This is a genomic window from Mycobacterium sp. UM_Kg27 (assembly GCF_000972905.1).
GTDB lineage: Bacteria > Actinomycetota > Actinomycetes > Mycobacteriales > Mycobacteriaceae > Mycobacterium.
In genome coordinates, this window is the sequence record NZ_JRMM01000361.1 from 1 (window position 1) to 288 (window position 288).

At 75.0% G+C, this 288-nt stretch carries 1 protein-coding gene; it reads right to left on the reverse strand.

All coding sequences use genetic code 11. The annotated features are described in order from the left end of the window. A partial coding sequence (locus tag LI94_RS24230; RefSeq protein WP_192831029.1) for a hypothetical protein occupies positions 1-288 on the reverse strand: 288 nt, incomplete at both ends.

Consider the following 288-nt stretch of genomic DNA (forward strand, 5'->3'; position numbering starts at 1 on the left):
CGCCACCGCTGCCCGCGGTCGCACCATTGCCGCCGCCGGCACCGGCACCACCGTCGCCACCGTTGCCAGCGCCACCGGCAGCACCACCGCTGCCACCGACACCACCGACACCCTGGCCACCGGCACTGCCGTTGGTCGCCGAACCACCAGCACCACCAGCACCACCGTTGCCGCCCAGGCCACCGTTACCGCCATTGCCACCGTCGCCGCCGTCAGAACCGTTGCCGCCGGAGCCGGCCGCCGCGTTGGCGCCGGTCGAGCCGTCAACACCGGCGCCACCGGCACCAC